Consider the following 26991-nt stretch of genomic DNA (forward strand, 5'->3'; position numbering starts at 1 on the left):
CGCTCTATTGCGCACGCAGCAGATAGGCGTCGTGCTGCTTCAAGAAGATCATCAGACGCTCGCCATAGTCCGATGCCACGGCAGCCTTGACGCTCGGGCGTTCCGCCAGGGCCTGCCGCCAGGCGGAAACACGGGCAAGGCCGCTGAAGATCTTGTGGTCGACCAACGTGTCGAACAGGTCGAAATAGCGGAAGATCGGCGCAAAGACTGCATCCACCAGGGAGAAATCCGTTCCGGCGAAATAGGGCCCGTCGCCCAGAACGGTTTCGATCGTCGCAAACTTCGCGGCGATCACCTGGCGCTTCTGTTCGAAAGCGTCGGCAGCCCCGGTGGTCTCGAAGCCCCAGAGGTCCGAGAGGATCGACGAGCCGTATTCCATCCAGCCGCGGTGGCGTGCCCGTTCCAGAGGGTCCGTCGGGTGAAGCCGGACGCCAGCCTGTGTCTCCTCGAGGTATTCGCAGATCACCGAACTTTCGAACAGGACGGCCTCGCCGGTCGTCTGCGGGATCTGCAGCAACGGCACCTTGCCGAGCGGCGAGATTTTCAGGAACCAGTCTGGCTTGGCGGCCAGATCGATGCTCGCGCGATCGAAGGCGACACCCTTTTCGGCAAGCGCGATCGCAGCGCGCTGCACATAGGGGCAGAGATGATGGCTGATCAGGGTAAGGGCACTGCTCATGGGTGGTCTCCTGGGTTGATCAATGTAGATGCATCTGCATGTATGTGTGCTTGCCAACACTTTCAAGATCAATGTAATTGCATCTATGAGCGATATTTCGAAGAATGGAGAACTGCGGCCGACGCCGGCTGCCACACAGGCCTGGATCGGCCTCATGCGCGCGCAACGGCGCGTGCTTTCGGCGATCGAGGCGGATTTCAAGAGGGCCGGTCTGCCGCCGCTCGGCTGGTATGATGTGCTCTGGGAACTGGTGCAGGCGGAGGACGGCAAGCTGCGTCCCTTCGAGATCGAGTCCCGCACCTTGCTTGCCCAATACAATCTCTCGCGTTTGATCGACCGGCTTGAACGGGAAGGGCTGGTTCGGCGCGAGGCTTTCGACGCCGACGGGCGCGGGCGCTGGGTGGTCGTGACTGACAAAGGGCGTGCGACACGCGAGCGCATGTGGGAGGTCTATTCCGGTTCGATCGAGGCCCATGTCGGCACAAAACTGGGTACGGACGAAGCGCAGCAACTGGCTAGTCTACTCGCAAGGCTTCGCTAGAGCATTTCCAGGAAAAGTGCGAAGCGGTTTTCCGTCAGGAAATGTGTCAAAACAGGGAGATAGAGCGTTTCTGCGGCTCTGTCTAAACCGGAAGCGCTCTCGATCTCAGAACACGCCTGGAATGCCCAAGGACATCCTGGAGTGTTCATGTCGGCGTCAGGCGATCAGCGGTGCCGCCACGGCCTTGAGTGCCGTTCGTGCGTCGCCAGGTGCCAGCCGCACCTGAAGCCCGCGCTGGCCGCCATTGATGTAGACCTGTGCTTCGGAAAGCGCCGCTTCTTCGATCGCGGTCGGCACCAGCTTCTTCTGCCCGAACGGGCTGATGCCGCCGACATGATATCCGGTCAGGCGCTCGGCATCAGCAGGCTTCATCATCGCTGCCGACTTGCCGCCGAAGGCCGCGGCCAGTTTCTTCATCCTGACTTCGCGATCGGATGGCACCACGCAGCAGACTGGCTTGCCGTCGACCTCGGCCATCAGCGTCTTCAGCACCCGGCTCGGATCCTCGCCGAGTGCTTCTGCCGCCTGCAGCCCGACGCGCTCGGCGTTCGGGTCGTAGTCGTAGGTGTGGACGGTGAAGACAACGCCGGCCTTGGCAAGCGCCTGAGTTGCGCGGGTGGTCTTGGACATCGTGCCTCTCCCGGCGTCAGGCGTTGGTCTTGTGAAACAGGGCCTCGTAGAGGTCCGGCTTGAAGCCGATCAACAGGTTGCCGTTGGCCTCGATCACCGGACGCTTGATCATCGAGGGCTGTGCCAGCATCAGCGCGATTGCCTTGTCGGTATCGAGGTTCTGCTTTTCGGCATCGGGCAGGTTGCGGAAGGTGGTGCCGGCGCGGTTGAGCACGATTTCCCAGCCTGCCTCCTTGCACCAGCGATCGAGATGGGCTCGGTCGATGCCCTCGACCTTGTAGTCGTGGAAGCGATAGGCGATGCCCTGGCCGTCGAGCCAGGTGCGCGCCTTTTTCATCGTGTCGCAATTCTTGATGCCGTAGATCGTGACCGTCATTCCCATGCCTTTCCTGCCTTGCGGCAAATTCGTGCTGGGAGTGATAGCCTCCCTCTCAGGGAGAGGGAAGACCTTGCCGGTGTCTCAGGTTACGCCGACGTAGCGGCCCGGCTTGTGGTTGATGGCAAGCGTCATGTTGACGACGGCGGCGCCAACTACGGACAGAACCAGGTTGGCCGGCGGCAGCACGAAGAAGGCGGCGGCAAGGATCGTAAGATCGACGGCAAGCTGGAAATAGCCGGCGCGGATGCCGTACTTCTCCTGCAGATAGATCGCCAGAATGTTGATGCCGCCGAGCCCGGTGCGGTGGCGAAAGAGGATCAGCAGGCCGGTGCCCATCAATCCGCCGCCGACAATGGTCGCGTAGATCGGGTCGAGCTTGGCGAATTCCACCCATCCTGCCGTCAACTTCGAAAACAGCGCCACCAACGTGACCGCAAGAAAGGTGCGCAGCGCAAACATCCAGCCGAGCCGTTTGATCGCCAGGACATAGAACGGCAGATTGATGAGCGAGAACACCAGCCAGAATTGCGCGCCGGTCGCGTATTGCAAAAGAAGGGCCAGACCGGAGGTGCTGCCCGTCAGCAGCATCGCCTTGCTGTAGATGATGACGCCGAGCGACATGATCAGCGTGCCCGTCAGGATCGCCAACGCATCCTCAAAGAGGTGGTGGCGCTCGGCGGGCACGTCCTGGGTATTGATCATTGGCTCGGCGTTCATCGTCTTTTCAGTCCTTAGAGGTTCTTGAACTTGCCGATGACGTCATCGACTTCGGCCGTCTTCAGTCCGGCAATGTTGATGCGGCCGGAACCCGGCATGTAGATGCCGTGTTCGTTCCTGAGCCGCATCACATCCGCTTCCGAAAGCGGCAGCAGCGAGAACATGCCTTCCTGGTCGGCGACGGCGCCAAGCGCCTGCCAGCGGCCGCGCAGGCCTTCGGCAAGCGATCGGCGAATGCCTGATATACGCTGGCGCATGGTTTCAAGTTCTTCTCTCCAGTCGCGCGCCAGGTCGGCATCGCACAGGATGGTGCGCACGATGGCGGCGCCGTGATCCGGCGGCATCGAGTAGCTGGTGCGCGCCAGGCCGGCGAGGTTGGAGCGGACCGTGTCGGCCGACGAGGACGAGGCGGTCACGGCAAAGATGGCGCCGGTGCGCTCGCGGTAGAGCCCGAACGATTTCGAGCAGGAGACGGCGATCAGGGTTTCCGGGACGATGCCGATGAGATGGCGAAGGCCCGTTACGTCCTCGTCCAATCCGCGGCCGAAGCCCTGATAGGCAAGGTCGATCAACGGCAGCAGGCCGCGCTCGGCGACGACGGCCGCGATCTCCAGCCATTGCGTATCGGTGATCACGCCGCCCGTCGGGTTGTGGCAGCCGGCATGCAGCAGCACGGCGTCGCCGGCCGAAGCACCTTGGAGCGCGCTCATCATGGTGTCGAAGAGCACGGTCTGGGACGGGACGTCGAAGAATGGATAGCCGGCCGTCTCAAGGCCCGCGGCCTTGAAGATGCTGGCATGGTTCGGCCAGCTCGGCAGGCCGATCCAGATGCGCTTGCCGCCCATCTGGCGGATGAGGTCGGCCGCAAGCCTTAGCGCGCCGGAGCCGCCCGGCGTCTGCACGCCGGCCAAATGGCTTCGGTTGATCGTGTCGCCACCGACCAGCGTCCAGAGGTGATCGACGAAAATGAGGTCGCCCTCGGGGCCGACATAGGCCTTGCTGTCCTGCGTTGCGAGCAGCCGCTTTTCCGCTTCCTTGACCGCGCGGAAGATCGGCGTGTGGCCGGTTTCGTCGCGGTAGACTCCGACGCCGAGATCGACCTTTCCAGGGCGCTCGTCCTTGCGATAGAGCCCGATCAGGGCCAGCAACGGATCGTCGGGTTGGCGGGTCAGAGCGTCGAACATGCCGGAATTCCCCCTTGGCAGTGACAGAGTAGCGATGGGCGATCGAGAAAGGTCGCGCCGAGAACCGTCCTCCGGCTCTCGACAGGCTTCTTCTTTAAATCAGAGACAGCGCAAAATCGATGCCGGATTTGCCACGGAGACAATATTCGCATAGATCGAATTGCGTAAATCGATGCATTTCTTTTGCTGATTTGCGCAAACGCTGAAGAGAGCGGGAAGGGCTGGCTATGACGGAGCGCGGAGCGTCCAAACTCGATGCGATCGACCGGCGGATTATCCGATTGCTTGTCGAGGACGCGTTGCGCAGCAACAACGAGCTTGCGGCGCGGGTCGGGCTTTCGCCGGCACCGCTGTCGCGCCGGTTGGCGCGGCTCTACTCGGAAGGTGTTATCCGGCAAACGGTCGTGGTCGATCCGAAGGCGGCGGGGGTCGGCTTCCAGGCCTTTCTCGAAGTGACGCTGGAGCGGACCGCAAGCAAGGTCGGGCAGCGTTTCATCGAACTGGTGTCGCGCATGCCCGAGGTGGTGGAGTGCCATACGGTTGCCGGTGATTTCGACTTTCTGCTGAAGATCGCCGTACGTGATGTCGCCGACTACAAACGGCTATTGTGGACCGAGTTCGAGCAGATCGGCGAGATCAAGACTCTGCGCTCGACCATCCTTCTCGACAGTCCGAAGATGACCGCGACGATGTCGCGGTGATGTCCGGAACGTTCTCAGGACGTTCCGGACAAAGCCACAGCTTTGGCTTGGCTTCAGGCTTCCAGCGGGCCGGGCTTGCGTGCGGCGCTTGACGCGGTTGCGCAGGCGATTTTCATCAGGTCCGCGCGGCGACGGGCAAGCCTTGTCGATACCCGGGTAACAATCAGCCCGTCCTGCGGTGCGCGGACTTCGATGGCGCCGTCTGGCCGGCCGGGACGGCTAAGGATCGTCACGAGCAGATCGGCGGCCTTCACCCTCTCGCCGATATCGCGGTGGAAGAGGATGGCGCCGGATTCCGGAGCGCGGATCAGCTCGATGTTGTCGAGCGGCGCGACGATGCCGCCGAATGCTGGAAGTGCTGCCCTGTCGCCGGCGACCACGCCGCGCTGGGCGAGGAAGCGCAGCACGCCTTCGGCATCCTTGCGTGCCATGTCAGGATAGACGTCGCGTGTGCCGCGAAGCTCGACCGTGACGGAGAGCCGCCCCGGAAGGCTCGTCTTCATCTGACCGGCTGCCTCATACTTCCAGGCGTAGGCGACGGCCTCTTCGAAGGCGGAGCTTTCGCCATCCGAAAGAAGCACCGCCTCCATGTCGAGAGCTGCGGCAAGGTCGGCCGCCTCCGGCCAGAAGGCGTCGTCGATATAGGCATATTGCAGCGCTTCGTCGTCGCAATGCAGGTCGAGCATCAAGTCGGCGCCGAGCGCCATATGCAGCAATTGCCGCTTCAGCCGATCCGTGGCCGAGTAACGATCAAGATCCTCGAGAAGGCTGTCGCGCTCGCCGAGTGCGATCAGCGGAAAATCGCGGTTGAAATTGGTGCGCGAGCCGAGATCGAACCGGCCCTGCAGTTCGCCGAAATGCGATTGCGCGGTGCCGATGGGGTTTGCCTGCGGCACGACGGTGATGTCGCCGAGAATGGCGGCGTTCTTCTCCGCGTCAGCGAGCTTCTGCAGGAGGAAATGCGCCAGCGCGGTGCCGGGCAGTTCGTTGGCGTGCAGTGCCGCTTGAATATAGGTCTTCGGTGCGTCGGGGCTCCTGCCCTTGAAGCGGAAGACCGGAAGGCGCCATTCGATGCCTGCGGTGTCGCCGGCGATGATGATTTCCGAGATGTCCATGGTCTCCCCCTTTTGTCTCGTGTCGAAGGCTTATCGGCATTCCCGATAGGCTCTGCAAGTGGCTAGAAACGGGGAGCGCGGGCGTTGATGGGGGCGGAGCAAGGCTTTGCTTTTGCCGCGCATCCGTTGTCTTCTGGCTGCGCTCTCACCAGACGGGACCCTGCAGATGATCCTGATCGGCCAATATGATTCTCCCTTCGTCCGCCGCGTCGGCATCGCGCTCACGCTATACGGCATGGAATTCGAGCACCGCCCCTGGTCCTCCTTCGGCGATGCCGACAGGCTTCGTGCCTACAATCCGCTGACGCGCGTCCCGACCCTGGTGCTGGACGACGGTACCGCGTTGATCGATAGCCACATCATTCTCGATTATCTCGACGGCCTTGTTGTTTCCAAGGTTCGAACCCGCCCGACATCGGGCGCTTAAGGTTGCGGCGCTTGCAACCGGGCTCGGCGACAAGGCCGTCAGCCTGTTCTACGAGAAGCGTCTGCACGGCGAAGTCTCGGCCCTCTGGGTCGATCGCTGCCGTCACCAGATGGAGGCGGCGCTCGGCGTATTGGAGGCCGGCCGGTCGGAGGGTACCTCGGAGTTCTGGTTCGGGGAGCGCATTGGCCATGCCGATATCGCCGTGGCAGTGGTGCTGCGTTTCCTGTGCGAGGTCCATCCCGAGCTGATCGCGATCTCCAACTATCCGGCGCTACGGGCACACGGGGAAATGCTGGAGGCGTTGGCCGTATTCCAGGCGATCAGCCAGCCTTTCATTCCGCCGACCTGACGCCCAGCCGGAGCTTGAGAGCTATCGCGCTGCGCGCTGGCCATGATGCGAAAAGAGCCGGCGCAAAGTGCTTGCGCCGGCTCTGGTCAATGGCCGCTTCGTAGGCACCCTCGATCATTCCGCGTCGAGAAAGCTGCGGATCGCCTTCACCGTCGCTTCGGGCTGTTCCTCCATCAACCAATGGCCGGAAGCGGGAATGACCACCTCGGTGACATTGTTGGCGGCAAAGCGGGTTACGACGGCCATTGTCGGGCCGAAGGATTTTTCGCCGCCGACGGCCAGGACAGGCATGCCGAGCTTGCCCTGTTTCAGGAAGGCCAGGTTGTCGATCGCGTCCTGATCGAAGGCGGCGAACTGGGCGAAGCCCGCCCGCATCGCGCCCGGCTGGGCATAGAGCTTGGCGTAGTGTTCGCGCGAGGCCTCGTTCCACTTCTTCGGATCGGCGGAGAATTCGTTCCAGAAGCGGTCGAGGTAGATGCGCTCGCGGCCGGCCACCAAGCGCTCCATGTCAGGCCCGCCGAAACGGAAGTGCCACAGCAGCGGGTTCTTCAGGATCTCTTCCCACGGGCCGACGCCGGGAAGCGGCGCGTCCATCAGCACCAGCTTTGTCGTTCGTGTCGGATACTGGGCGGCAAAGGCGTAACCGACCATGTTGCCGATATCGTGTGCCACCACGTCGACCTTGTCGGCCTTCAACGCGTCGAGCACGCCGGCGATATCCTGCGCTTCTGTCTTCTTGTCATAGCCGGTCGCCGGCTTGTCCGAGAGCCCCATGCCCCTGAGATCGGGCACGATGACGCGGTGATCGCGGACAAGCTCGGCAGCAAGCGGCGCCCACATGTCGCCGGTCTCGCCGTAGCCGTGCAGCAGCACGACGGTCGGCCCCCGAACCGCCGACGCGCACATGCAGGGTCGTGCCGTTGGTGGCGATGGTTTCCGTTGTAAACGTCGCCGGATAGGGCTGAACGTCGGCGAGTGCCGGGACGGCGAAGGCTATGGCTGCGCCGGTGATGAGGGAACGAAGCATTGGTCTCTCCTGTTTTTTCGGTGTGCGCCGATTGGCGTTTCGATGGAGAGAAGATGACAGGCGTGATCTGTTCGAACTAGCCGCCAGAAGGCGGATCTACTGTTCGGCAATACCGAACGCGGCATGGCGCATTTGCTCGGTTGCTACGCGATGGGGATGGGGTAGGGCGCGCGACGGCGCGCCCTGGAAAACTTCGATGTCCGTTCGCCTGGTCTTTACATCGGCGGCATCTTGTCAAACTTCGGCAGCGTCGGGTCGAGGTGGTCCCAAGCGTAGCCGCGTGATCCATAGGTGACGACCTGGGGCTTGTAGCGACTCGGATCGTCGAGGCTCGCCGCGCGCACGGTGAAGAATTCGGGCATTGCGGCAAAGGTCATATAGACGGGCGAACCGCAGGTGGGACAAAAGGCCCGGGTCTTCACGTTGCCGCTATCGGCGACCATGTCCCACAGCGTCGCCTTGCCTTCGAGCTTCACGCCGTCTCGCCTGAAGGTCAGGTGCGATCCGTGTCCGGTGCCGCTCTCGCTCTGGCAGTCGCGACACTGACAATCGTTTGAGAAAACCGGTTCTCCAGAGATCTCGTAACGGATCGCGCCGCAGGCGCATCCACCGGTATAGGGCTTGCTCATGTCATTGCTCCTTGGGCTCTGGGGACGGCAACGCGTACGTCATCGAGCGTGCTCGATGGTCGGGCATCGCAATCAGTTGTTTTGCTTGTGTTCGTGATGGCGCTACGGCGCTTGCCGAACCGGGCGCGTCAAGGACGCGGGCACGGCGCCCGCGTCAGGCTTTGGGTGTCGTCTCAGTCCTGCCCTTCGGTCACGGTGCCGATCCGCGTCAGAACCTTCTTCCAACCTTCGCTCATGTTCTTGAAGGCGGTGTCGTTTCTCGGCGTCACGAAGCCGGAATGAACGAGGCGAAGGCGCGTGCCGTTGTGGACCCTGGACAGGGTCCATGTAACGACCGTGTCAAGACGCGAGCCATAGCCGGCATTGGCCTCGTGCCCGCCTTTCCAGGCGTAGACGAACCGCTCGTTCGGTTTCACCTCCAGCACCCGGCAGTGGATGACGCCATCCCATTCGCCGGCCGGCGTGGTCTGGAAGGTGAAGCGGTTGCCTTCGACCGGCTCGAAGCCTGTCGCAACCATCATCCAGCGGCTTATCAAGGCGCCGCTCGTCAAGGTTTTCCAGATCGTCTCGGGGGCGTGGGGGAAGACCTCGTCTACCACGATGTCCTGCGTGTGGGGCTGCAACACTACTTCATTCATGGATCGATCTCCTTCAAGAGAGTGCGGAGGTTTGCAAACCGTTCGCGCCAGAAGGCGCCGTAATGGCTCATCCAGTCGACAAGCGGCTCGAGGCCTTCGGGCTCAGCGCGGTAATAGACGTTGCGGCCTTCGGGACGCTCGCTGACGAGGCCCGCCTGCTTCAATGACTTGAGATGCTGCGAAATGGCACCCTGCGTCACGCCGCTGCCGCGCGTCAGTTCGACCACTGTGATCTCGTCGGCATTGGCGATGCGCTCGAACACGGCACGCCGGGTCGGATCGGCAAGGGCGCGCATGACGGCGGTGATGGGTGCGGTTTCAATCATGACAAAAAAATTAGTGCATACTGATTAATTAGTCAACACTATTGTTTTTTGTCAGGTAAGGCTACGGCTCTTCCGTTGTTGTGGCGATGGCTTGGACTGCTTATTTCAGTCAGCAGGCCCCGCTCCGCAGAGAACCATTTCCCAAAATTTTCAAACGTCGCGATCCGTTTTCACCCTTCCGGTCGTCCTTGATGTGTTCGAAACAAAAAGGAGACATGCCATGTCCGACGAGTCAGTCATTTTGATCAATCTGCTGAAGGTCAAACCCGGGAAGCAGGATGCGCTGATCGCGCTCCTGAAGCTGAACACCGACACGGTTGTCCGCACGCTTGAAGGCTGGAAGACGACCCGGTTGATCGCGGCAAATGACGGCACCGGCGTCGTCATCTACTCCGAGTGGGAGACCCCTGCAGCGGTCGAGGCGATGCGCAGCGACCCGCGCATGAAAGCCTACTTCCCTGAGATCCTTGAGCTGGCGAGCCTCGATTCGATCATCGGCTCGGCGGTGTTTGGCGAAACCCGGTGAGGCTTTGGCACACACCGAAACAACGGAGGAATCGCAATGGCCCGCATGGTCGTGATTTACCCAACACCTGATAATGTCGAGGCGTTCGACCAGCATTATTTCGAGATCCACGTGCCTCTCGCCAAGAAGATCCCTGGGCTCAGGAAATACGAGGTCAGCGACGGCCCGATCGCAAGGCCAGTCGGAACGTCCAAAATTCATCGCATTGGAACGCTGCATTTCGACGACCTTGCGGCGATCAACAAGGCGTTTGCAAGCCCGGAAGGTCAGGCCGCTGCGGCGGATCGACGACTTTTTGCGCCTGACGACTCTGGTGTTGAAATGTTCCTTTTCGACGACAGGGAAGTTTGAACCGACGCTGGCAGTTGGCCGCTTGCACAGGCCGCAAATATCGTAAGGTCAGAGTAAAGGGGACTGAGGGAATGGCAGTGACCAAAGCAGTTTTTGTCCTGATCCATGGCGGTTGGCACGACCGCTCGACATGGGACAAGGTGACGCCGATACTTGAAGCCAATGGCTTTTCGGCCTTGACGCTCGACCTTCCCGGCGCGGGGGTCAATGCCATAGCCCCACCGTCGCTCGGCCTTCGTCCGTTCGACCCCATTGCTTTTGCCACGGAGCCGTCACCCAGCGCCGGCATTACGCAGCTGGAGCGGACGGAAGCGGTTGTCGAGCTGGTAAAAGAGGCCGCGGCCCTCGGCGGCGGCAAGGTCATCCTGGTCGGGCACTCGGCCGGCGGGATGACGATTTCGGCGGTCGCCGAAAGGGTTCCGGACCAGCTTCTCGCAGTCGTTTATATCGCCGGGTTCATGGTGCCGAACGGCATGCCGTTGCTGGCGATGCTGCAACACGAAACCATGTCTTCGGCCCTGTCGCCCGGGTTGTTCGTGGGCGACCCCGTCGGCATCGGTGCGACAAGGATCAATCCGCGATCGACAGACGTCGCCTATCGATCGCTTCTCAAGGCTTCGTTTTATGGCGACGTGCCGGAGGTGGAATTCGCGCAGGCGGCGCTGCATCTTCACTACGACGAATCGAATGCCGGCGCCGTGGCTCCATCGGCCATTACGCCGGAAGGATTTGGCACCGTGCCGCGCCACTACATCCGCACCACACAGGACCGCGCGGTTCCGTTGGCCGGTCAGGATCACATGATTGCGACCGTAGACGTTGCCATCGGCGGCAAGACGACGACCCACACTTTGGAGACCAGCCACTCGCCATTCCTGTCACAACCGGCCAAGCTGTCGAAGATACTGATCGAAATCAGCGCCCAGTCCCAGGCGGAGCGGGCAAGCGCCGGAGGTCTTGGTGCATGAATACCGACCATTTCGAGGACCGTCTGAATGCGCTCAGACCACGCCTTCATCGCTACTGCGCGCGCATGACGGGATCGGCGGTCAATGGCGAGGATGTCTTGCAGGATACGCTCGTCAAGGCGCTCAACGCACGAGCCCAAGGAGTCGAGGTCGATAGTCTCGAGGGCTGGCTGTTTCGCATCGCCCACAACACGAGCCTCGATTTCCTGCGCGAGCGGTCGCGCAACACGGTCGTCTCGCTCACCGAAGACGTCGAGGCGGCGCCCATCCCTGAGGCGGAAATCGTCGCGTTCAGCTTCCAGACGTTTCTGCGGCTGCCTGAACTTCAGCGCTGCGCGGTGATCCTCAAGGATGTCCTGGGTCATTCGATCGACGAGATCGCCGGGATCGCGGGCTGCTCGCCCGCCGCCGCCAAATCGGCGCTACAGCGCGGGCGCGTTGCACTCCGGGAACTTGCGCAGGCACCCGACGATATCAGGCTGCCGCTGATGTCAGAGCCGGACCGGCGGAAGATGACCGCCTATGTCCGTCTCTTTCAGAGCGGTGATTTCGACGCAATTCGCGCCATGCTCGCCGATGACGTGAAGCTCGATCTGGTAAACCGGCTGCAACTCGAAGGACGCGACAGGATCGGCCACTATTTTACCCGCTATGGCGAAGTGACGAAGTGGCGGTTCGCCTTCGGCGCGGTTGAAGGACAGCCGGCCATGCTGGTGTTCGACAGCACCGGCTCGACGGAACGGCCTGCACATTTCGTCCTGATCGGCTGGTCGGAAAGCCGGATCATCCAGATCCGGGACTTCCTGTTCGCGCCGTATGTGCTCGAAGCCATCGATTGGGTGCGGTTGGACTAATCGACCGGACAGCGCCATCATGGCGCTCGGCGCACGTGAGGAATAGACGGCTGGCAGCAGCGCGGGCGAGAAAATCGCCGCCCAAAGCTACGCTATTGCCGCCGATTGCCCGTTATTCCCACTCGATCGTGCCGGGCGGCTTCGACGTGACGTCGTAGACCACGCGGTTGATGCCACGGACCTCGTTGATGATGCGCGTTGCCGCACGGCCGAGGAATTCCATGTCGTAGTGGTAGAAGTCGGCGGTCATGCCGTCGACCGAGGTGACGGCCCGCAGCGCACAGACGAACTCGTAAGTGCGGCCGTCGCCCATGACGCCGACGGTCTGGACCGGCAGCAGCACGGCAAACGCCTGCCAGATGGCGTCGTAGAGGCCGGCCTTGCGGATTTCGTCGAGATAGATCGCGTCGGCTTCGCGCAGGATCTCGAGCTTCTCGCGGCTGATGCCACCAGGGCAACGGATGGCAAGGCCCGGTCCGGGGAACGGGTGGCGGCCGATGAAGCTGTCGGGCAGGCCGAGTTCGCGGCCGAGCACCCGGACTTCGTCCTTGAACAGCTCGCGCAGCGGCTCGACCAGCTGCATGTTCATGCGTTCCGGCAGGCCGCCGACATTGTGGTGCGACTTGATCGTCACCGACGGGCCGCCGGTGAAGGAAACGCTTTCGATGACGTCGGGATAAAGCGTGCCCTGGGCAAGGAAATCCGCGCCGCCGAGCTTCTTTGCCTCTTCCTCGAACACCTCGATGAACAGGCGGCCGATGATCTTGCGCTTGGTTTCCGGATCGCTTTGGCCTTCCAGTTCGCCGATGAAGCGGTCGGAAGCGTCGACGTGCAGCAGGTGCAGATTATAGTGCTCTTCAAACATGGCGACGACGTTCTTCGCCTCGTCCTTGCGCATCAGGCCATGGTCGACGAGGATGCAGGTCAGCTGGTCGCCGACTGCCTCGTGGATCAGGAGCGCTGCGACCGAGCTGTCGACGCCGCCGGAAAGCGCGCAGATCACCTTCTTGTCGCCGACCTGTTTGCGGATCGCGTCCACGGCCTTGGCGCGGTAGGCCGACATCGACCAGTCGCCCTTGATGCCGGCGATCTTGTGCACGAAGTTGGCGATCAGCTTGGCGCCGTCGGGCGTGTGCACCACTTCCGGGTGGAACTGCACGGCGTAGTACTTGCGCTTCTCGTCGGCAATGAAGGCAAAGGGGGCGTTGGCGGATGTCGCCACGACCTCGAAGCCTTCGGGGATCGCCGTGACGCGGTCGCCATGCGACATCCAGACCTGGTGGCGCGAGCCGAGCGACCAGACGCCGTCGAACAGCGCGCAGTCCTTCTCGACTTCGAGGAAGGCGCGGCCGAATTCGCGGTGATGGCCGCTCTCGACCTTGCCGCCCAGCTGGGCGCACATGGTTTGCTGGCCGTAACAGATGCCGAAGACCGGCAGGCCGGAATCGAAGATCATCGAAGGCGCGCGCGGCGAGCCGATGTCGAGGGTGGAAGCCGGGCTGCCGGAGAGGATGACGGCCTTCGGCTTTAGCCGCTGAAAACCTTCGTCCGCCGACTGGAACGGCACGATTTCGCAATAAACACCGGATTCGCGCACGCGCCGGGCGATGAGCTGCGTCACCTGGCTGCCGAAATCGACGATGAGAACGGTGTCGGGATGGGCTGTCTGGGTCATGTCGGGCCTTCAAACAAGCTTGATCATGGCGAGCCTTTAATCAAAGCCCGTCCTCTGCGCAACGATTAGATTGCACCCCGACAATTCCGGGCTTTCAGAGCCGGATTTCGCCCGTGCCGATCGCTGTCTCAAGCCTGTCGATGACGCCGGCGAGCTTCTCGTCGATGACATCTAGATATTCCGTCCAGTCGTTGACGTGCTTGAGTTCCGCCTTACCGTCGGAAATGCCGCGAAGCGCGATGAGCGGCACGCCGAAAGACTGGCAGGCGCGTAGCACCGCATAGGTCTCCATTTCCACCATGTCGGCGTCGATGCCGTCATAGGCGGTGCCGGAGACGATGTTGGCGCCGGTCGAAAGCCGGGCCTCCTTGATCCCAGGAATGCGCAGCGGCAGCGAAACGACGGCGGGAAGGTCGAGAAACGGCGTCGCGCCTTTCTCGAAACCGAGCACCGAGGCGTCCATGTCGCGGTAGCCGACCGATGTCGCCTGATAGACTTCGGTCTGTTCAAGCTTGGCCGCACCCGCCGAACCGAGCGAGACGACGAGATCAGGCAGAGTGTCTTTGGAGGCAAGGCCTGCCAGCGTCTTCGTCAGCGTGACTGCGGCCTCGACCGGTCCGACGCCGGTCATCAGCGGCGCGATCCGTGCCTTGAGATGAGGACCGTACTCGGCATCGACAGCCATGACATAGAGAACCTTGCGGCCGGCGACGTCCTTCATTTCGACCTTCATCCTTCGATACCCTCGCGTCCGCGGATGACCATCATCGTGCCGGTCATCGAGGCGATCAGCTTGGCCGGCCCGTCCGAGCGGATGGCGTAGCCGCGCCCGTCGGAGACGATGATCGTCGTGCCGGGCTTGGTGACCTCGCCGCGAAACAGGAAGCGCTCGCCGCGCCCCGGCGACAGCAGGTTGACCTTGAATTCGATCGTCAGGATAGAGGCGTCGGGGTCGATGACGGAATAGGCGGCATAGGTGCCGGCCGAATCGAGCGCGGCGGAGATCACGCCCGCATGCAGGAAGCCGTGCTGCTGCGTCAGCTTTTCGTCAAAGGGCAGCTCGATCTCGACGGTACCCTGCTCGACCAGCGTCAGTTCTGCGCCGATCGTTTCCATGGCCGCCTGCCGTGCGAAGCTTTCCCTTATGCGCCTGCGGAAATCTGGGGGATCGCTGTCGTCCATCAGTCTGTACGGCCCTGGCTGTCGCGGCAGGCCCGATTGCCTCCCATATCGATCGACGGACAGTGGCACGGCCGCACCAGTGCGACAAGCTCAATTCATGAGGAAAATCGAGCCGTTGAGTACGGTCGCGAATGCCACCCAGGCGAGATAGGGCAGGAAGAGCAAGGCCGAAGCGCGGTCTCTTTGCCAGCTTGCGACGATGACACCGGCGACTGCGATCAGCAGCGCGATGATGACAATCAGTGCCGACGCGATGTCCTGCAGGCCGAAGAACAGCGGCGACCACAGGAAGTTGAAGATCATCTGCGCGAGCCACAATCGCATCGCGGCGGTACGGCGATGGTCAAGAAACAGCCGGGCGCCGACGATGCCGATCATCACGTAGAGCACCGACCAGACCGGGGCGAAGATCCAGTTGGGTGGATTGAAGACCGGCTTTGCCAGTGACTGGTACCATTCGCCGGGGATGTTGTTGTAGCCGATGAGAAGCCCGAGACCGAGAACGGCAGCGATGAAGACTGTGTAGACGAGGGGTCTGTTCATGGCGTCGACAGATAGAGTGCCCTGATGCGCTTTCCAGCGGGGGCTGCTGTTTCGAAGCGACCATGCGCCACCTATATCTCTGCCATGAAAAGCTTCCGACGCATCGACATCCGGCCGGCCGGTCCTGATGACATCATGATGATCGCTTCCGTCATCGTCGAAACCTGGCGATCGACGTTTCGCGGGCTGATTTCCGATGCCTTCCTCGATGCCATGAGCATCGAGGAACAGGCGTTGCGCCATGCCCGGCGCATGCGCGTTGTCGACGTTTTCCACCTGGTCGCGGTCGACATGAGCACGAACCGGGTGATCGGCTTTGCCAATTATGGAAAGGCCCGCTCGATGCCGCCGCGCTTCGACCGCGAACTCTATGCGCTTTATATCCTCAAGGAGTTTCAAGGGGCCGGCATCGGCTCGGCGCTCGTGCGCAGCGTCGCGGCCCACTGCCGGGAGCTGGGCGGCGCGTCGCTGTTTGCCTGGGTGCTTTCCAGCAATCCGAACCGAGCGTTTTACGAACGCCTGGGGGCGGTCGCCGTCGGCCAGGGCCAGGTCAGCCTCGGCGGTGAGAACCACGATCAGACCGCCTATCGATGGGACAATTTGGCAAAGCTGGCCGGCGAGGGTCGCTTCTCCGCGTGACGTGGGCCGTCAGTCCCGGCCGAGCCGGACGATATGCTGGTCCCAGGCGACACGGCTTTGACGGTCCTTGAAGCGGCCGTCATAGGACGACACGGCAAAACCATGCTCGGCCGCCGCGACACCGGCGGCGTCGGTCACGCGCTCTTGCCTCAACACCGCACCCGTGCGGGCATCGAGCGTCACGGCAACGCCACCCTTGGGCGAGGTGAGGCCGATCAATCCCTCCTGGCGGTTGACGGCTATGGCGCCGACATAATTGGCCAAGGCCTCGGTCGTGCTTTCGGGCAGCGACACGAAGGCGAGATCTTCGCCATGGGAAAAATGGCCGACGAGCGGCGGCAGGTCGTCGCGCGCACCTTCGTATTGGCAGGCAAACCAGATTTCGCCCTTCGGGCCGATATCGACGTGGCGGGTGGAGAGACGGTTGAGTTCGCCCGGCAGTATGTGTTTTTGGATCAGCGCGCCGGTCTCGGTGTCGACCAGTGTCAGGCTCGGTTCCATATGGTCGAGATTGAGCTTGGTGCGGCCGAAATCCGGATGAGTCTCGATGCCGCCATTGGCGATGGCCAGCATCCGTCCATCGGCGGAAAGCGTCATGTCATGCGGGCCGATGCCATAGGTCGGGAACTCGCCGATGCGGGCAAAATGTCGGCTGCCGTCGTAGATGCCGATCATGCCGCGATTGGCGGCAAAGTCGTTTTCGGTGGCGTAGAGCAGGCGGCCATCGGCAGAAAAGCAGCCATGGCCATAGAAGTGCCGGCCCTCGGCGGCCGCGATGACCACCGGCTCGGCGCTGCCGTCGGTCGCAAGGATCATCGCATAGGTGCCGGGGCGGCGGGAAAACGCCACCGTCCGTTTGCTGGCGGCTGAATGGGCCATGCCGTGGGCGCGTGCCGGAAGCGCCGTGCGCTCGACGATCTCGCCGGCCTCGGTCAGTGTGGCAACGCCATAGCTTCCGTCCGGCGCCATGAAAGCGGAGGCAAAGACCGCGTCGGCGCGCTCGAGCGCAAAGGCGCCGCGAGCGCCGAGCGTCGCCACCCAGGCGGCGCCGGCCATCTTGATGAAATTGCGACGGTCGATCAGACCCGTGGTGGCGCGCATGGCCATTCCTCGCCTGCCATCTTATCGGACCGGCACCGGAATTCCGCCGCCGATCCTTGTCGCTACGATGTAGCAGATGACTCTGTCAGAGCCAGCCCCGCCGCTTGAAGTAGAGGAACGGCACGATCGCCGAAAGCACCATCAGCGCCAGGGCATAGGGATATCCGAACTGCCACTGCAGCTCGGGCATGACCTCGAAGTTCATGCCGTAGATCGAGGCGACCAGTGTCGGCGGCAGGAACACGACGGCAGCGACCGAGAATATCTTGATGATCTGGTTCTGCTCCAGATTGATCAGGCCGAGCGTCGCGTCGAGCAAGAAGTTGATCTTGTTCGACAGGAACAGCGCGTGGTCGCCGAGCGATGTCGCATCGCGCTGGATCAACTTGATCCGCTGCCGGCTTTCCTTGGCCGCCTTGCGCGGACCGATGCCTTCGAGCGCCACGTGATAGGCGACCAGCCGACCGATGCTGACCAGGCTTTCGCGAATGATCGTCAGAAGGTCACCCTTCTGGCCGATCTGCTCGATCAGCGACTGCAAGTCGCGTGTCTTCTTGGTGGCGCTGGCATTGGTCTTGCGGAACACTTCACGCGAAATACCGTCGACCTCGCTGCCGGCCCGCTCGAGTGCGTCGGCGGTGCGGTCGATCATCGCTTCGAGAAGCCCCAGCATCGCCAGTTCGCCAGTTTCGCAGCCTTGGCCGTTGGCCTTCTGCAGCCGGTTGGCATAGGTCTGGAACGGCTTCGGGTCGGCGTGGCGTACGGTCACGAGCGTCACGCCCTTGACGATGAAGGTCACGGGAACCTTGACCGGGTAGTCGCTGTCGAGCTTGGCAACGGCCGTCATGGTCATGAACTGCGCGCCGTCTTCCTGGTAGAGCCGGTCGGACAGCTCGATTTCCTGCATCTCGTCCCGGGTCGGGATTTCGATGCCGAGTTGGCCTTCGACCAGCCGGGTCTCCTCCACGGACGGATTGAGCAGGTCGAACCAGATGACCGGCGTCGGAGAGGCAAGGCCGTCGAGCATGTCGACGAGCACGAGATGGCTGTTCTGGCTTTTGTAGATGCGCAGCATTTTGGGCTCCATAGGGCGAGTCATCCGACCGCCACGAAGCCCTGATCAATCAGGACCGAGCGGTCGTGAGCATGAAGGCTCGACTTCGACTGTCGGGGTTCATTGCAAGTTGATCCTTGTGGTGAAACGTGGCCGCGAGAGCGGACACGGGAGCGCTTTGCGCCCAAACGGGGGGATTGTCAACAGCCTCGGCTAAGGGCTGTCTGCTCAGTCGCCGTCGGCAAAGGAGAAGCCGGCGCCAAGGCCGATGGCACCGCCGAAATCCTTGTTCAGCCGGTCGAGAAGATCGGCGGTGTTGAGCGTGAGAAAATCGAGCTTGGCCCGGCTCTTGTCATCGGCGATCGCCTCGCCGATCGGACCGTCGATGGTCTGCGAGATGCCGATGACCGACTTGAAGACGAAGTCTGCCGACCCGGCGACCGAGCGGCTGTCGTTCGGAAGCAGGCTTTCCATGTCGGCCACCTTGAACAGGGTATGCAGGCCGCGGAAGTTGGCGGCGATCGAGGGCATGGTGTTTTCCGACCGCCAGTAGATCGCCGACTTCGGATGTCCCTTGTCCTGCTTGCCGTCGACGGTTCCGGCATAGAACGGCTTCAGCCGCTGGTCCTTCACCATCTCGACGCCGTGCACGAAAATGCCGAGCAGCTCGGTTGCCGCCTCCTTGCTGTCGCGAAATTGAGGATTTCCAGGGCCCGGCTTTTTCCAGGCGGCCTGGATGCCCTCAGGCTTTTGCCACTCCGCCAGGAACTCGTTGGCGATGGCGTCGAGGTTCTGCGAGATCGCCACGCCGTAGCGGCAACGGAAATCGCCGTCCTTGCTCGCCAGCACATCGGAGCCATTGCCGTAGAGCACGTATTCCAGTGCGCCCAGTCCTTGCGCCGCGACGCTCTTGCCCTTGAGCGATGCGACGTCGGTCGCCGTCTCGTCGCCCTTGGCAAGAATGGCCTGCACCTGTTTCAGGCCCGTGCTCTTGCGGTCGGGGTAGAACAGGAAGCGCTCGAAGCGGTTCTGCTCGAGCGCCGGCCCCAAACGGATGATTTCGACCGTCGACCAGGCCTGTACCAGGTCGGAAAATGCTTCTTGCGCTTTCTCCTGCGATGCCGCCGACGGGACCTCGCAAAGGGCGGCCGACGCCTTCGTCAGCAGCGCGGTCTTGTCCGACAGGTTGCGGTAGCCGGGGATAATGAAATCGTCGACCGCCCTAGCCATCACGGCTGGCACGGCAGCCTCGTTGACGACACGGGGCGACAGCGCGCTTCCCTCCTGCGCCATGGCCGGCAGGGACAGAGCGGCCAGGCAAAGGCCGAGGGCAAGCGAAGGCATATGAGACATCAAAGAGACTCCAGGAATGCGAGGAGGTCACGGCGGTCACGTGTGGAAAGCGCGGCAAAGGCGTCTCGCGCTTTTTTGCCCTCTCCACCATGCCACAGAATGGCTTCGGTAAAATTGCGGGCCCGCCCGTCGTGCAGCAGGAACGTATGGCCGCTCACCGCCTTCGTCAGTCCGATGCCCCAGAGCGGCGGCGTGCGCCATTCGCGGCCATTGGCGATACCTACGGTCTGGCCATCGGCAAGGCCGTCTCCCATGTCATGGAGCAGGAAGTCGGAATAGGGCCAGATCAGCTGGAACGCCTGTGCCTTGTGGGCAGCGTCGCGACGCGTCACGTATTTCGGGGTGTGGCAGGAAGCGCAGCCGCTCTGGTAGAAGATCTCCTTGCCGCGCAGGGTTTTTGGAAAGCTCGCCTTGCGCCGCGCCGGAACGGCCAGATTGGCCGAGTAGAAGGTGACCAGTCCCAGCACCGGGTCCGGAGCCTCGACCGCGCCGAGACGCGCCTGGACGCCGGTCGGCAGGCCGAGGCAGGCCGTTTGCCCTTCGGTGCAGTCGCCAAAACTGCGGTCGAGATCCGGGGTCGAAAGGCCGATATCGGCGGCGAAGGCATCCGCCGTCTGCTGGCGCACCGTCGGGGTCTGTGCCTTCCAGCCAAAGCGACCAAGCGCAATTTCTCCGGTCGCGCGATCGCGAACCAGCGAGGCGCGCCCGCTGATGCCGTCGCCGTCGGCGTCATCAGGGTCTGCACGGGAAAGGATATCCGCCTCATGGATCGCCTCGATCAGTCCCAATCCGATCATCTGCGGCGCCACCCGCGGCGAAAGCGTCGTTGTCGGATCAAGGGCGCCGTAGGCGAGATCGCGCACCGCATAGGTCGGCTTGCGCAGGAAGACCAGTTCGCCGTCCGCCAGCGTGACCGGCAGCTCGGAGTAGGTCATCTTCATCTGACCTTCGGCGGCAAGCCCCGGCACCGCCCTGTCCTGCAACTGCGCGCCGTAGATCGGGTCGGGGAAATTGGCCATGTCGTAGGTCGCCAGCATCTGCCGTTCGCCGTCGTTGCGCGGCGCCCGGGCGAGCCGGTAGAGCATCGAGGTGCCGTCGCTGGCGCCTTCGGGCGGGCCGCCACGCCCATCGCGCGGATGGCAGCTGAGGCAGGACCTTGCATTGTAGAGCGGCCCCAGGCCATCGGACGCCTGGGTTGACGAGGGCGAGGACACCCAGAGCTTTTCGAACAGCGCATCGCCCAGCTTGAATCCCTCTTCATCCTCGAAAGCCAAGTTTGCGGAAAACTGAGTGAAGCTGTCCTGATCGTTCGGGGCGATCGACGTTCCGGCTCCCGCCGACATCGCCTCGTATCGTTCTGCCTTGGAGAAATCCGTGACCGGCACAGTGATCGCCTCGACGCGGCGAAGGTCGGCCTCGGAGAGATCGTCGCGCTTGTGCTTGAGCGCGGAGGTATCGTCTGACGCCTGAACTGCCGCCGCAACAAGAAACAGCGCCAGGAGCGACTGCAGAAGGGAGCGGGCAATGCATGCGTTCATCGATTGAGGATCGGGCCGCGTCCGTAACGGCGCGGCCCGCCTTTTCAGCTTATTGGAAAACAGCGTTAGGATTATCCAAGCTGTCGGAACCTTCAAGCTCAATCGTGCCGAGGTCGAGCGACGCGATGACGCGCTGCACGGTCTTGGCCTGGGCGATCAGGCCGTCGATCGCGGCCTGGACGGTGGCGTTGCCCTCGGCATTGCCTTCGCCGATCATCTGGTCGTAGGCCTCGACGGTTTCGGCGCGCTTGGCCATCGCCTGCATCTTCTCGACCGTGGTGGCGAGATCCTTGGTCATTTCCTTGTCGAGTGCCGCGTCCTTGGTGGCAATGAGTTCGGAAAGCGAGGCGCCGGTCAGCTTGGTGCCGTCGACGCGGGTATATTCGCCGGTATAGGCCGACTGGATGCCGATCGCGTCGTGCAGGTGCGAGTTGTGGGTGTTGTCGGAGAAGCAGTCGTGCTCTTCTTCCGGGTCATGCAGCAGGATGCCGAGCTTCATGCGCTCGCCTGCAAGCTCGCCATAGGAGAGCGATCCCATGCCGGTCAGGATGGCGGTCAGGCCAGCCTTCGGATCGGCTTCGACGGCCTTGGTCGCCGCGCCATCCGGCGTCCAGTTGGCAACCATTTCCTTCAGGTCCGAAACGAGCAGTTCGGATGCAGCCTTCAAATAGGCGCCACGCCGATCGCAATTGCCGCCGGTGCAGGCCTTGGTGTCGTAATCCGTGTAGGGGCGGTTGCCGGCGCCAGCCTTGGTGCCGTTCAGGTCCTGGCCCCAGAGCAGGAATTCGATGGCGTGATAGCCCGTGGCGACGTTCGCCTCGATGCCGCCTGCTTCCTGTAGGGTACCCGCCAGCAGTTCCGGCGTGATGTTGGTGGCGTCGACATCCTTGCCGTCGATCTTGATCGTCTTGTTGGCGATCACGTTGGCGGTGAAGAGACCGTTCTCGTCGCTCTCGCTGCCGTAGCTCGGATCGACATAGTCGATCAGGCCTTCGTCCAGCGGCCAGGCGTTGACCTTGCCTTCCCACTCGTCAACGATGGCGTTGCCGAAGCGGTAGACTTCCGTTTCCTGGTAGGGGTGGCGGGCCTTGAGCCAGGCTTCGCGCGCCGCCTTCAGCGTTGCTTCGCTGGGGGTCGCGATCAGCGCGTCGATTGCCTTGTCGAGCGCCTCAGCGGTGATCAGCGCATCTTCGAACTTGGCGTGCGCGACGACGGTGTAGTGCTTTACAACGGCGGCCGCATCGGTGGCGGCCTGCGCCGGCTGCAGGGCCAGCGTCGACGTTGCCGTCATGAGCGCCAGCGCCGCGGCGCGGATGAAATTCTTGGTCATGACCCTCTCCTGTTCTTCTCCCGGCGTGACCGGAACGGACACCGCGGGACGGCGTCATTGCTCGGCAATGGGTCGTGGAAAATCCCCCGCCGACCCGCCGGAGCTTGATTGTCATGAACCAAAAGTAAACTGGTGTCAAAGTGTATAGTTTAGAACGTTTTCAATCTGATGCCGGCGGTTTGGCGCAGTGTCGAAGCCGCCGGCGAGGCGCTCAGGCCTTGCGCTGCATCAGGCAGAAGAAGAAGCCGTCGGTGCCGGTGGAAGCCGGCGTCAGCGTCACCGTCTTCATGTCGGCGGACCATGGCTGCGGCTTGTCGGTACCGAATAGCCCGGCCCAGATGTCGGCGGCCGACAGGATCTCGAATTCCGGATTGTCTTCGCAGAAGCCGTAGACTTGCGCCTCGTTCTCCTCGGGAAGCACCGAGCAGGTGACGTAGATCAGGTGTCCGCCCGGCCGCACGAACTGCGCAGCACTTGCCAGCGCTTCTTCCTGCTGGGAGATCCGCTCTTCGAGGTTCTTCTGGTTGAGCCGCCACTTGGTGTCGGGGCGGCGACGCCACGTTCCGGTGCCGGTGCAAGGCGCATCGACGAGAACCCGATCGAAACGGCCGGCAAGCGGCGCCAGGCTGTCGGCGGAATCGTGTACCTGGACATTGCGCGTTCCAGCGCGCTTCAGCCGTTCGATGATCGGCGCCAGGCGCTTGCGGTCGGTGTCGTAGGCGTGCACCTGGCCCTTGTTGTTCATCGCAGCCGACATGGCGAGCGTCTTGCCGCCGCCGCCGGCGCAATAGTCGAGCACCTGTTCGCCTTCCTGCGGGAAGGCGAGATCGGCGACGATCTGCGATCCCTCGTCCTGGACTTCGAACCAGCCTTTCTGGAAGGAAAGCTCGGCGGTGACGTTCGGCAGGCGCGAGGCGCCTTCGCCGGCGGGAATACGAATACCGTTGCGGGCGATCGTTGCGGCTTCAGCGCCGCTGCGCTCCAGCGCCTTCAGCACCTTGTCCCGGGTCGACTTGAGCGTGTTGGCGCGCAGATCGAGCGTCGGACGCCCGGCGAGCGCCTTGGCTTCGTCGAGCCAATCCTCGGAGAAGTTTTCCTCGAAGGATGCCTGCACCCATTCGGGAATGTCGCCCTGGATGTGGGGCGCGGCATCATCGAGGCGGCGCGTCGCGAAGGCCTGCGCCATGTCGGCGGACGGCATCTCGGGTGCGAATTTGTCGCCATCGAGTTCGGCCGCCAGCGCTTCGGGGGAAAAGCCCCACTGGCGGTACATCACGGCGTGGCCGAGAGCGGCGGCGCTGTCGCTGTCCATCAGGTAGGCGTGGGAGAGCTTCATGCGAAGCGCGTCATAGACGATGTTGCCGATCGCCGATCGATCGCCGGAGCCGGCGAAGCGATGGGAAAGGCCCCAGTCCTTGAGTGCGTCGGCGACCGGGCGCTTCCGCTTTTCGATGTCCTCAAGAACCTCAATGGCTCCAGCGAGCCTGCCGCCCAATCGCATCTTCGATCAACTCCTTTTTCGCCGTGGTAGCGGCGATGGCATCGAAGAGCAAGACGCTGGCCGGGATTAAACGCGGGGAAGTGGCGAGGAACAGTACTTCTCAAAGCAGAACCGCCCGGATCGGATGCCGGACGGAAGTATTTTACGATCAGGAATTGACGACGCGATAACAGATGCTGGCGTGGCCGGAGCTGATCATGCCGATCTGCGAGGCGGCTGCTTTGGAAAGATCGATCACACGGCCACGGATGAACGGGCCACGATCGTTGATGCGAACGATTACACTCTTGCCGTTGCGCTTGTTGGTGACCTGCACCTTGGTGCCGAATTTCAGACTGCGATGGGCGGCGGTGAGGCGGGCGGCGTTCATACGTTCGCCGGAAGCCGTCTTGGAGGTCAGCGCATACCAGGAAGCACCGCCGCAGCCGGCGCCTGCTGCCTGGCTGTCGGAAACGGAACCGAGGCCGATCCCGGCGGTGAACAGCGCTGCCGCAGCAACAGTCTTGATTTTCGCTGGCGTCAAACTGGCGACCCTCGGTTAGAGCTCTTGGGCTGGAGCTCTTGGTTAATTCTGTCGAAGATCGCTAATTGGGGCGAAAAATGGCGAAAACGTGCTTCAACCATTTACGTTTTATTAGGATCTATTAAAAAAGGACGAAAATTAAAAAACGAAGATTGTTTGAAATAGTTTAAATAGAACCCGGAAGTTCTTTGGAATCAGCGGTTGAACGCTAAATGCGGCGCGCACGCGAGCCGAGATATCGGCTTAACGAAAAAAATCATTAAAAATTTCGAATTGAACGAATCGTCCGGAATCCGGATGGTCAAAAATGCGTCACTACCGCTGTGGTTGCATTCAATTCGCCGAGTATAGAATGAATATCTCACGAAGGTCACAATTAAGCGCCTCCGTGAGATCACCATTACTAACGATCATGCTATCGACAATGTTCCATTGCGAACGGAATATTTTGACTGGTTCGCGCAGCAATTGTTCATTGGCCGCGCCAGCTGTCCGTCTGCCACATTTGCGCAAGCGAGACGCGATAATCGGGATAGGCGAGTTCGAAGCCGGTTTCCCGCAGGCGTGCATTCGAAACGCGCTTGTTTTCGCCATAGAAGGATCGGGCCATCGGCGAAAGCTCGGCGGTTTCGAACGGCATCTCGGGCGGCGGCTCGACGCCCATCAGCCGCGCGGCCTCGGCAACGATATCCTGCGGTGGTGCCGGCTCGTTGTCGGTGATGTTGAAGATCCCACCCTGAAGTCTTTCGGAGAGGTAGGATGTGGCAGCGCCGATATCTTCCACACGAATGCGATTGAACACCTGGCCGGGCTTGATCAGCCGGCGGGCCGTGCCGTTGGCGAGATTGCAGAAGGCGTTGCGTCCGGGGCCGTAAATGCCGGAAAGCCGTAGCACAGCGACGGGAACAGCGTGTTTGGCGCCGAAGGCAAGCCAGGCGTCTTCCGCCTCGACTCGCTCCACCGAGCGCGCCGAGACCGGTTTGGACAACATGTCTTCCGTCACCCACTGACCGCCATGGTCGCCATAGACGCCGACGGTGGAGAGATAGCCGATCCAGCGAAGGGCAGGGGCAAGCGTGGCGAGGTCGGTGCTGCCGGGGCGGAACATCGGGTCGCCGTCGCGGCCGGGAGCGATCGACTGGATCAGATGGGTCGCCTGCCGCAAGGCGTCTGCCAGTTCGTCGGAAACCGTATCGCCGTCGAAGACGATCGGGCGGATGCCCGCTTTTGCGAGTTTGGCAGCCTTTTCCGCACTGCGGGTCGTACCAGTGACGCTATCGGCCTTGTCGGCCAGTGCGCGCGCGATCGCCATGCCGGAATAACCGGCGCCAAGAATCAGGACATGCATCGGCTTACTCCCGCCATTTGCCATTCGGACAACACTTCTTCGTCGCTCTCCGCACCGCATTGCCTCTCATGGGCCGCAAGCGCATCGGGCGAGATCAATAGTGACAAAGCCCACACCGCCATCGCCCTCACCATCGGGGAGGTATCGCTGGTCAACGTCTTGCAGGCTGCGACCAGGCTGTCATCGCCGGAATTGCCCGCTGCGATCAAGACATTTCTGACGAAGCGGTCACGCCCGATGCGTTTGACCGGCGAGCCCGAGAAGAAGGTCCTAAATGTCGGGTCGTCGAGGGTCAGGAGAAAGGCGAGCGACGGCGCCTTCAGGTCATCGCGCGCCTTCAGTTTCATCTCCGACGCCTGCTGCGCGAACTTGTTCCAGGGGCAGGCGGCAAGACAGTCGTCGCAGCCATAGATGCGATTGCCGATCAGCGGACGCAGCGTCGGGTCGATCGGCCCCTTGTGCTCGATTGTCAGGTAGGAAATGCAGCGCCGCGCGTCGATGCGGTAGGGGGCGGGGAAGGCAGCGGTGGGACAGGCGTTGACACAGGCACGACAGGAGCCGCAATGGTCGCGCTCGGCGGCGTCGAAGGCAAGTTCCGCCGTGGTGAACAGGCTGCCGAGAAACAGCCAGGAGCCGAACTCGCGGCTGACGAGATTGGTGTGTTTGCCTTGCCAGCCGATGCCTGCCTTTTCGGCGAGCGGCTTTTCCATCACCGGTGCCGTGTCGACGAACACCTTCACGTCTTCGCCGGCACGTGCCGCAAAGCGGGTCGCGACCTCTTTCAGGCGGCCCTTGATGATATCGTGATAGTCGCGGTTCTGGGCATAGACGGAGATCGCACCGCGATCCGGCTGGTCGAGGATGCCGCGCGGGTCTTCCTCCGGGCCGTAGTTCATTCCGAACATGACGACCGAGCGCACGTTGCTCCAGAGGGTTCGCGGATCGGAGCGGCGCTCCGCCGTTTCGGCCAGCCATTCCATCGTGCCGTGGAAGCCCTCGTCGAGGAATTCCACGAGCCGCGCCGGCGCCTCCGGTATGGCATCGGGCCGGGTGATGCGACAGACGTCGAAGCCCTTGTCGGCCGCCTCGGCCTTCAGGAATTCCGTCAGCTTCTGCCGCCGTCGCTCCTGGTTTTCAGCCTTGGCAGCACTGCCGGGCACGGC

General features: G+C 62.4%; 29 protein-coding genes and 2 pseudogenes. 8 read left to right on the top strand and 23 right to left on the bottom strand.

Annotated elements, in window-relative coordinates:
* Positions 1–4 precede the first annotated feature (4 nt).
* Positions 5–679 (bottom strand): glutathione S-transferase family protein, encoded by a 675-nt coding sequence (locus ASD52_RS12570; protein WP_057224610.1) that lies wholly within the window; start codon positions 677–679, stop codon positions 5–7.
* An 85-nt stretch (positions 680–764) separates the two neighbouring features.
* Here ASD52_RS12570 and ASD52_RS12575 point away from each other — a divergent pair, with 85 nt between their 5' ends.
* Positions 765–1220, top strand: coding sequence for a MarR family winged helix-turn-helix transcriptional regulator (locus ASD52_RS12575; RefSeq protein ID WP_025425577.1), 456 nt, complete (start codon positions 765–767; stop codon positions 1218–1220).
* Positions 1221–1376: 156 nt separating this feature from the next.
* Here the strand turns inward: ASD52_RS12575 and ybaK are convergent, their stop codons facing one another.
* The 4 genes from ybaK to tatA all read right to left on the bottom strand — a co-directional run bounded on the left by ybaK (position 1377) and on the right by tatA (position 4130).
* A complete protein-coding gene (gene ybaK / locus ASD52_RS12580) occupies positions 1377–1850 on the bottom strand; it encodes a Cys-tRNA(Pro) deacylase (RefSeq protein ID WP_057224613.1) in 474 nt (157 codons plus the stop codon).
* Positions 1851–1866: 16 nt separating this feature from the next.
* On the bottom strand, positions 1867–2226 hold the full coding sequence (locus ASD52_RS12585) for an ArsC family reductase (RefSeq protein WP_057204320.1): 360 nt from the start codon (positions 2224–2226) through the stop codon (positions 1867–1869).
* 84 nt (positions 2227–2310) lie between these two features.
* Complete coding sequence (locus ASD52_RS12590; protein WP_025425580.1) at positions 2311–2946, bottom strand: YitT family protein; 636 nt, start codon at positions 2944–2946, stop codon at positions 2311–2313.
* 14 nt (positions 2947–2960) lie between these two features.
* Positions 2961–4130: a tyrosine aminotransferase gene (gene tatA / locus ASD52_RS12595; RefSeq protein WP_057224616.1), complete on the bottom strand. Its 1170-nt coding sequence runs from the start codon at positions 4128–4130 to the stop codon at positions 2961–2963.
* 227 nt (positions 4131–4357) lie between these two features.
* On the opposite strand from tatA, the gene ASD52_RS12600 reads away from it, so the two are divergent.
* Positions 4358–4831, top strand: coding sequence for an Lrp/AsnC family transcriptional regulator (locus tag ASD52_RS12600; RefSeq protein WP_025425582.1), 474 nt, complete (start codon positions 4358–4360; stop codon positions 4829–4831).
* 53 nt (positions 4832–4884) lie between these two features.
* Here the strand turns inward: ASD52_RS12600 and ASD52_RS12605 are convergent, their stop codons facing one another.
* Positions 4885–5946 carry a succinylglutamate desuccinylase/aspartoacylase family protein gene (locus tag ASD52_RS12605; RefSeq protein ID WP_025425583.1) on the bottom strand — a complete coding sequence of 354 codons (1062 nt, stop codon included), beginning with the start codon at positions 5944–5946 and terminating at the stop codon, positions 4885–4887.
* A gap of 166 nt (positions 5947–6112) precedes the next feature.
* Here ASD52_RS12605 and ASD52_RS12610 point away from each other — a divergent pair.
* Positions 6113–6722 (top strand): annotated as a pseudogene (locus ASD52_RS12610) (glutathione S-transferase N-terminal domain-containing protein).
* A 114-nt stretch (positions 6723–6836) separates the two neighbouring features.
* Here ASD52_RS12610 and ASD52_RS12615 read toward each other — a convergent pair.
* The 4 genes and pseudogenes from ASD52_RS12615 to ASD52_RS12630 all read right to left on the bottom strand — a co-directional run bounded on the left by ASD52_RS12615 (position 6837) and on the right by ASD52_RS12630 (position 9342).
* Positions 6837–7749, bottom strand: a pseudogene (locus ASD52_RS12615) (alpha/beta hydrolase).
* Positions 7750–7964: 215 nt separating this feature from the next.
* Positions 7965–8378 carry a GFA family protein gene (locus ASD52_RS12620; RefSeq protein ID WP_025425585.1) on the bottom strand — a complete coding sequence of 138 codons (414 nt, stop codon included), beginning with the start codon at positions 8376–8378 and terminating at the stop codon, positions 7965–7967.
* 173 nt (positions 8379–8551) lie between these two features.
* Entirely contained in the window at positions 8552–9016 is a 465-nt protein-coding gene (locus tag ASD52_RS12625) for an SRPBCC domain-containing protein (protein ID WP_025425586.1), read from the bottom strand.
* Positions 9013–9342, bottom strand: a complete 330-nt coding sequence (locus ASD52_RS12630; RefSeq protein WP_025425587.1) for a metalloregulator ArsR/SmtB family transcription factor — start codon at positions 9340–9342, stop codon at positions 9013–9015. The genes ASD52_RS12625 and ASD52_RS12630 overlap by 4 nt, the downstream gene beginning before the upstream one ends.
* 220 nt (positions 9343–9562) lie before the next feature.
* On the opposite strand from ASD52_RS12630, the gene ASD52_RS12635 reads away from it, so the two are divergent.
* The 4 genes from ASD52_RS12635 to ASD52_RS12650 all read left to right on the top strand — a co-directional run bounded on the left by ASD52_RS12635 (position 9563) and on the right by ASD52_RS12650 (position 12041).
* Positions 9563–9868, top strand: a complete 306-nt coding sequence (locus ASD52_RS12635) for an antibiotic biosynthesis monooxygenase family protein (RefSeq protein ID WP_025425588.1) — start codon at positions 9563–9565, stop codon at positions 9866–9868.
* Positions 9869–9904: 36 nt separating this feature from the next.
* Positions 9905–10219, top strand: a complete 315-nt coding sequence (locus ASD52_RS12640) for an EthD family reductase (protein WP_025425589.1) — start codon at positions 9905–9907, stop codon at positions 10217–10219.
* Positions 10220–10290: 71 nt separating this feature from the next.
* On the top strand, positions 10291–11187 hold the full coding sequence (locus tag ASD52_RS12645) for an alpha/beta fold hydrolase (RefSeq protein WP_025425590.1): 897 nt from the start codon (positions 10291–10293) through the stop codon (positions 11185–11187).
* Positions 11184–12041 (top strand): sigma-70 family RNA polymerase sigma factor, encoded by an 858-nt coding sequence (locus ASD52_RS12650; RefSeq protein ID WP_025425591.1) that lies wholly within the window; start codon positions 11184–11186, stop codon positions 12039–12041. The genes ASD52_RS12645 and ASD52_RS12650 overlap by 4 nt, the downstream gene beginning before the upstream one ends.
* A 112-nt stretch (positions 12042–12153) precedes the next feature.
* Here ASD52_RS12650 and guaA read toward each other — a convergent pair whose 3' ends face one another.
* The 4 genes from guaA to ASD52_RS12670 form a co-directional block, all read right to left on the bottom strand.
* The gene (gene guaA, locus ASD52_RS12655; protein ID WP_025425592.1) at positions 12154–13716 is read right to left on the bottom strand and encodes a glutamine-hydrolyzing GMP synthase; all 1563 of its coding nucleotides are present in this window, start codon (positions 13714–13716) and stop codon (positions 12154–12156) included.
* A 94-nt stretch (positions 13717–13810) separates the two neighbouring features.
* A complete protein-coding gene (locus ASD52_RS12660) occupies positions 13811–14449 on the bottom strand; it encodes a 5'-methylthioadenosine/S-adenosylhomocysteine nucleosidase (RefSeq protein ID WP_025425593.1) in 639 nt (212 codons plus the stop codon).
* Positions 14446–14898 carry a PaaI family thioesterase gene (locus ASD52_RS12665; RefSeq protein ID WP_025425594.1) on the bottom strand — a complete coding sequence of 151 codons (453 nt, stop codon included), beginning with the start codon at positions 14896–14898 and terminating at the stop codon, positions 14446–14448. The genes ASD52_RS12660 and ASD52_RS12665 overlap by 4 nt, the downstream gene beginning before the upstream one ends.
* Before the next feature lie 90 nt (positions 14899–14988).
* Positions 14989–15441 (bottom strand): TspO/MBR family protein, encoded by a 453-nt coding sequence (locus ASD52_RS12670; protein ID WP_025425595.1) that lies wholly within the window; start codon positions 15439–15441, stop codon positions 14989–14991.
* Between the two features lie 84 nt (positions 15442–15525).
* On the opposite strand from ASD52_RS12670, the gene ASD52_RS12675 reads away from it, so the two are divergent.
* Positions 15526–16080 (top strand): GNAT family N-acetyltransferase, encoded by a 555-nt coding sequence (locus ASD52_RS12675; RefSeq protein WP_025425596.1) that lies wholly within the window; start codon positions 15526–15528, stop codon positions 16078–16080.
* Positions 16081–16089: 9 nt separating this feature from the next.
* Here the strand turns inward: ASD52_RS12675 and ASD52_RS12680 are convergent, their stop codons facing one another.
* The 9 genes from ASD52_RS12680 to queG all read right to left on the bottom strand — a co-directional run bounded on the left by ASD52_RS12680 (position 16090) and on the right by queG (position 26988).
* Entirely contained in the window at positions 16090–17181 is a 1092-nt protein-coding gene (locus tag ASD52_RS12680) for a DUF1513 domain-containing protein (protein WP_025425597.1), read from the bottom strand.
* A gap of 85 nt (positions 17182–17266) precedes the next feature.
* Positions 17267–18256 (bottom strand): magnesium transporter CorA family protein, encoded by a 990-nt coding sequence (locus ASD52_RS12685; RefSeq protein WP_025425598.1) that lies wholly within the window; start codon positions 18254–18256, stop codon positions 17267–17269.
* A 207-nt stretch (positions 18257–18463) separates the two neighbouring features.
* Positions 18464–19588, bottom strand: coding sequence for an imelysin family protein (locus ASD52_RS12690; RefSeq protein WP_025425599.1), 1125 nt, complete (start codon positions 19586–19588; stop codon positions 18464–18466).
* Positions 19588–21126, bottom strand: a complete 1539-nt coding sequence (locus ASD52_RS12695; RefSeq protein WP_057224618.1) for a di-heme oxidoredictase family protein — start codon at positions 21124–21126, stop codon at positions 19588–19590. The genes ASD52_RS12690 and ASD52_RS12695 overlap by 1 nt, the downstream gene beginning before the upstream one ends.
* Before the next feature lie 49 nt (positions 21127–21175).
* Positions 21176–22456: an imelysin family protein gene (locus ASD52_RS12700; RefSeq protein ID WP_057224620.1), complete on the bottom strand. Its 1281-nt coding sequence runs from the start codon at positions 22454–22456 to the stop codon at positions 21176–21178.
* A gap of 211 nt (positions 22457–22667) precedes the next feature.
* Positions 22668–23957, bottom strand: coding sequence for an RsmB/NOP family class I SAM-dependent RNA methyltransferase (locus tag ASD52_RS12705; protein ID WP_025425602.1), 1290 nt, complete (start codon positions 23955–23957; stop codon positions 22668–22670).
* 148 nt (positions 23958–24105) lie between these two features.
* A complete protein-coding gene (locus tag ASD52_RS12710; RefSeq protein WP_025425603.1) occupies positions 24106–24480 on the bottom strand; it encodes a septal ring lytic transglycosylase RlpA family protein in 375 nt (124 codons plus the stop codon).
* A gap of 472 nt (positions 24481–24952) precedes the next feature.
* Positions 24953–25828 (bottom strand): SDR family oxidoreductase, encoded by an 876-nt coding sequence (locus tag ASD52_RS12715; RefSeq protein WP_025425604.1) that lies wholly within the window; start codon positions 25826–25828, stop codon positions 24953–24955.
* A complete protein-coding gene (gene queG, locus ASD52_RS12720; RefSeq protein ID WP_025425605.1) occupies positions 25816–26988 on the bottom strand; it encodes a tRNA epoxyqueuosine(34) reductase QueG in 1173 nt (390 codons plus the stop codon). The genes ASD52_RS12715 and queG overlap by 13 nt, the downstream gene beginning before the upstream one ends.
* Between the last annotated feature and the right edge of the window lie 3 nt (positions 26989–26991).

The sequence above is a fragment of the Ensifer sp. Root142 genome, assembly GCF_001426785.1.
Classification (GTDB): domain Bacteria; phylum Pseudomonadota; class Alphaproteobacteria; order Rhizobiales; family Rhizobiaceae; genus Ensifer; species Ensifer canadensis.